The organism is Catenibacterium sp. (genome assembly GCF_052354645.1).
Lineage (GTDB): Bacteria > Bacillota_I > Bacilli_A > Erysipelotrichales > Coprobacillaceae > Catenibacterium > Catenibacterium mitsuoka_A.
Genome location: NZ_DAWDDM010000137.1, coordinates 1 through 5098 on the forward strand (window position 1 = coordinate 1; position 5098 = coordinate 5098).

At 34.4% G+C, this 5098-nt stretch carries 4 protein-coding genes; 3 read left to right on the forward strand and 1 reads right to left on the reverse strand.

The window, feature by feature from the left end:
- The coding region (locus ACT8VG_RS07030) for a TetR/AcrR family transcriptional regulator (protein WP_444195491.1) at positions 1–557 on the forward strand (557 nt) is incomplete at its 5' end.
- A gap of 17 nt (positions 558–574) precedes the next feature.
- Here the strand turns inward: ACT8VG_RS07030 and ACT8VG_RS07035 are convergent.
- Positions 575–1492: a D-alanyl-D-alanine carboxypeptidase family protein gene (locus ACT8VG_RS07035; RefSeq protein WP_217106595.1), complete on the reverse strand. Its 918-nt coding sequence runs from the start codon at positions 1490–1492 to the stop codon at positions 575–577.
- Positions 1493–1613: 121 nt separating this feature from the next.
- On the opposite strand from ACT8VG_RS07035, the gene recU reads away from it, so the two are divergent.
- Together recU and ACT8VG_RS07045 are read left to right on the forward strand one after the other, a co-directional pair.
- Positions 1614–2213 (forward strand): Holliday junction resolvase RecU, encoded by a 600-nt coding sequence (recU, locus tag ACT8VG_RS07040; protein WP_217106594.1) that lies wholly within the window; start codon positions 1614–1616, stop codon positions 2211–2213.
- A complete protein-coding gene (locus ACT8VG_RS07045; protein ID WP_331873934.1) occupies positions 2210–4867 on the forward strand; it encodes a transglycosylase domain-containing protein in 2658 nt (885 codons plus the stop codon). Before recU ends, ACT8VG_RS07045 begins: the two co-directional genes overlap by 4 nt.
- Positions 4868–5098: the final 231 nt, after the last annotated feature.

Below are 5098 nucleotides of genomic sequence, written 5' to 3' on the forward strand. Positions count from 1 at the left end.
TTCTAGCAAGTGCCACTGCATTATTTGCAGAAAAGAATTTTAATAATACATCTATTTCTGACATTGTAAATAAAGCAAGGGTTGCAAAAGGTACTTTTTATTTATATTTCAAAGACAAATATGATATTAGAAACCAGATTGTACAGGAAATCAGTACTGATTTATTTGATGATGCTATGAAAGAATTAAAAAAACATCCTGAAATCACCCACTTTGATGATTCAATGATTTTTATCATCAATCATGTGATTGATGCTCTTGTAGCCAATCCTACATATCTTACCTTAATGAATAAAGACTTATCTCTTGGGGTCTACTCACAGGAACTTACAAAGATTCTAGAAGAAACAGATCATCTTAGTCTATATGAATTATTTAAGGAAGGTGTAGAAAGAGAGAATCTTAATATTAAAAATATTGATATTACCTTCTTTACTATAGTAGAGCTTGTAGGTTCAACTTGCTTTAGCTGTATTGTAAATAAGGTTCCCTGCCCTATTGAGGACTATAAGCCTTATCTATTTGATTTAATACGTACTTTACTTCATGCTGCTTAAAAAAAGCAGCATTTTTTCTATGCTGCTAAAACGTCATTCACATAATCAAGAAGCTTTTTAGTGTCTGTAAAAGTTTCTTCACGTGAGTTTTCTTTAAATACAACTGTAATGATTGTTTTATTCTTTACCTTAGAATAAGTAACCAAACATCTTTTCGCGAGATTAGTAAAACCTGTCTTTCCCCCAATGACTCTTTCATCATAATATGGAGAATCATGCTGGGTCATCTTTACATTCTGCATTGTACGATATTGATTTGATTCAAAAGTATAGTTTGGTGTAGAAATAATATTTCTTAACTCTTTATTCTTATAAAATGCTTTCGCAATAAGTGCCATATCCTTTGTACTGCATGTTTCTTTAAGCCATCCCTTTTCGGCATAACTGAGTCCATGAGGATTAGAAACCTCTACCTTTTGACAACCTAGTTTTTTAGCTTTCTTATTCATTGCGTTAATAAACGCATCATAACCACCTTGATAGTTTTCAGCAAGAGTTAAAGCCATTTCATTAGAACTCTTTAAAAGCATACCACGAATAACATCTTTAAAAGGAATCTGTTCACCATCATGTACAGGCTCAGTATAGGCAAACACACGATCTGGTAAAGACATGATATTCTTTGTAGTAAGAAGATCATCATCTTTATAATACTCTATTGCGACAAGGGCACTTAATAGTTTAATTGTAGAAGCAGGATAACGTGATTCCTGTTCATTTTTCACATAATATACCTTGCCTGTTTCTGCATCCATCACTACTGCAGACGCTTCTTCTGTGTTAAGTGCTGGTTGAGGGATAGATTTAATTTTCTTTTCTTTTTGTTTTGCAGTATGCGAGATTGTATTTGTCTTCTTTTTTTCTGGCTGCTTTGAAGTACATGCACAAAGCATGAATGCAGCGCATATCATTGTAATCCATTTACGATATTTCATTTTTTAATCACCTCTTCGAAACATAATAACTATTTTAAACCTATTCATCAATCTTCTTCCATCATTTTTCATTTTTTTTGAATAATAATATGTTATAATGATTTGGTAAAGGAGAAATAGTATGGTTAATTATCCAAACCTTAAAAAGGCACCGGCTAATATGTCTATCCCTAAGAAATCTACAAGTAAGCATTATACTGCTTTTCGTGGGATGAGCTTAGAAGAAGACATCAACCTATCTAACACCTATTACTTATCTGTCGATCAGGCTGTCATATATAAAAAACCGACACCTATCCAGATTGTAAAAGTCGATTATCCTTCACGAAATAAAGCCCGTATAGTTGAAGCATACTATCAGGCCCCTTCTACTACGGATTATAATGGAATTTATAAAGGCAGATATATTGATTTTGAAGCAAAAGAAACTAAATCTTTACGATTTCCTTTTCGTAATATTTCTGAGCATCAGATCAATCATCTAGAGAGAGTAAAACGTCATGGTGGGATTGCCTTTATTATTATTGCCTTCACATCTGTGGGAGAAGTTTATTTGTTAGATGCTTCGATTATGGTAGAGCGCTTTTTTCATGACAAGAAGCAGCATATAAGTTATGATGAAGTGAAAGAAAGTGGACATCTTATTAAGCAGGGCTATCAGCCAAGACTCGCTTATTTAGATGTAATCGATGAATTTTACCTTAAGGAGGACACTTTATGAAAGTTCAATCAACCAAGGACCCTAAGCAGATAAAGAAAACAATTAAGATATGTATTATCGCATTATGTGTTCTTGTAGCGAGCGGTAGTGGTTACCTTGGATTTAAGATTTATCAGCAAATCAGTAATTTTGATATTGATAATCTTACAACAACTTCCTACTCTTCTCAGGTTTCTCAAGATGGAGAAACCTATTACAAGTATGGTAGTTCTATTGGGAAATATGTAAGTTATGATGATATTCCTGAAGTAATGATTGATGCTGTAGTTGCTGCAGAAGACTCACGTTATTTTGTACATAATGGTTTTGATATTCCACGTATTATTAAAGCTCTTATGTCAAATATCTTAGCAGGTCATACTGTTGCAGGTGGTTCTACAATTACACAGCAGCTCATCAAAAAGACATATTATCCAGATGAAGAAAAAACAATCGAAAGAAAGGTTGGAGAAGTCATTCTTTCTATTGAAGCGACTCAGCAGACTACTAAACAGAAAGTACTTGAACTATATCTCAATAAGATTTATTTTGGTAAGTCAAATAGTTCTATTGGTATTTATGGAGCAAGCTACTATTATTTTGGAAAGAGCCCTGATCAGTTAACTTTACCAGAAGCTGCATTACTTGCTGGTACAATTAATTCTCCTGTTTCATATGACCCATTTAGGAATTTAACTCTTGCAACAAAAAGAAGAAATATTATCCTTAACTTGATGTATGAACATGGATATATTAGTGAAAAAGAAAGAGATAATGCGAAAAGCGTAAAGGTTGAAAACATATTAAAATATGATCCTGTTCAGACAAATGGAAAATATGCTTCTTATGTAGATCGCGTTACTCAGGAAGTAAAAGAATTAGGTTATGATCCTAATAAAACTAAGATGACTATCTATACTTATATGGATCATGATATGCAGGAATATCTTGATGATGTTTCTTCAGGCAAGAACTATAAGTTTACTGACAGGGAGATGCAGGCAGCTGCTTCAGTGCTTGAATCAAAAACTGGCCGTATTATTGGTTTGATGAGTGCGAAAAATTATCGTGCGAATAATTCTGATGCGACTTATCTAGATTATGCTTATACATTAAAGAATAGAAGACAGCCAGGTTCTTCTATCAAACCTATTCTTGACTATGCAACTGCATTTGAATATCTCAACTGGTCTACTGGACATACAGTAGATGACTCAGAGTTTACTCAGGGTAGCTGGCATCCAAAGAACTGGGATAACAATTACCATAATGATGTGCTTCTTGAAGATGCTCTTGCAAATTCATGGAACTTAGCTGCTATTCATACTTTAAATAGTGTTCTTAAGAAGGTTGGTAATAATCAGGTTGTTAGCTTCTTAAAAGGTTTAGGCTATAACATGGACGATGAAGATTTCAACTTGAACTATGCTATTGGTGGTTGGAAGTATGGTACAACACCTACTATGCAGGCAGCTGCTTATGCAGCTATCTCAAATGGTGGTACATATATTAAGCCACATACAATTCAGAAGATTGTGATTAATACAACTGGTGAAACTATTAATGTAGATGATGATATTCAAAAACAGGCAAGTGAAGGAATGAAAGATTCTACTGCTTTCTTACTTCGTCAGGTTATGACAAGCTATGTAAAGAGCAATGGAAGCTACTCAGCATTTGATATTGGTTCTCAGATTGGTGCAAAGACTGGTACTTCTAACTTTGATGCAACTATCCCAGCTTTAGCTGGCAAGGATAAAGACCATTGGCTTTGTGCTTATTCACCTGATTATGCATGGGCCTGCTGGAATGGTTTTCCTGCAGAAATATCTACAAAGAAACATAAATATCTTGCAAGTGGTATGAATGATGCAAAATCAATTGCCGCAAAGATTGCGAAGAAGCTTGCCACTCATAAGATGAAAAATAGCTATGAAACACCAAGTACTGTTGAAAAGGCACGTATGGTTAAGGGTGTATATCCATATGTATCTCCAAGTTCTTCTACACCAGAAGAAAAGATTTTGACTGCTTGGTTTGTAAAGGGACATGGTCCTAGTGGTGTAGATGATGGTTCTTCTTATGCCGATGAATATAAAGTACCTGAATTGACATCATTTAATGCATCATTGAATTCAAATAATTCAATTTCAGTCACATTTGGTTCTTATGATCCTGAATATGAAGGTAAGATCACTTGTGTTGTAGAAATCAGTGATGGTTCTTCTACAAAGACTGAAACATTATCTTCTACAAGTGGAACACTTGAATATAACACTGAATCAGGTAAGACATACACAGTAACTGGTTATTATAAACTAAAGAGTGGTGACACAACGTCTAATAAGAAGTCAGTAAGATTATCTACTGGAAGTACAGATGTAGGTACTGCAACCTTCAGTGTTACTGCAAATGGTGCAGCTATATCAAATGGAGCAACTATTTCAGCCACTTCAGTCAATGTCAGCACATCTGGTCCAAGTGGACATACAATGATTGTGACATGTAATGGTAATAGTCAATCATTGAATTGTGGAAGCAGTGCGACAATTAGTGGATTATCTAGTGGCAGATCATATACGATTTCATTTACTGAAAAGAATTCAAGTGGTGAAACAAAAACTATTGGTTCTATCCATTTCACAGTACAGACAACTGATACACAAGAACAATAAGGATTCCAAAAAAGGAATCCTTTTTTTAATTCAAAAAAAAGAATCCATAGGGATTAAAATGGACCCTGTAAAATGGACACGATAAAAAAGAGACCTTATTTGAACCGCCCCTGTCAAGTAGACAGGTGAAAAAATTAAAAACATGTACCCATGCCTGCCACGTAGTGGCAGGCATATTTTTATGCATAATGTGCCGCCTTATATTTCTGTATCGCCTTGTTCTCAGGTATT

Bases quoted from the DNA above. Each gene is read 5' to 3' on its own strand.
- ACT8VG_RS07035 (WP_217106595.1), bottom strand. From the start codon at position 1,492: ATGAAATATCGTAAATGGATTACAATGATATGCGCTGCATTCATGCTT.
- recU (WP_217106594.1), top strand. From the start codon at position 1,614: ATGGTTAATTATCCAAACCTTAAAAAGGCACCGGCTAATATGTCTATC.
- ACT8VG_RS07045 (WP_331873934.1), top strand. From the start codon at position 2,210: ATGAAAGTTCAATCAACCAAGGACCCTAAGCAGATAAAGAAAACAATT.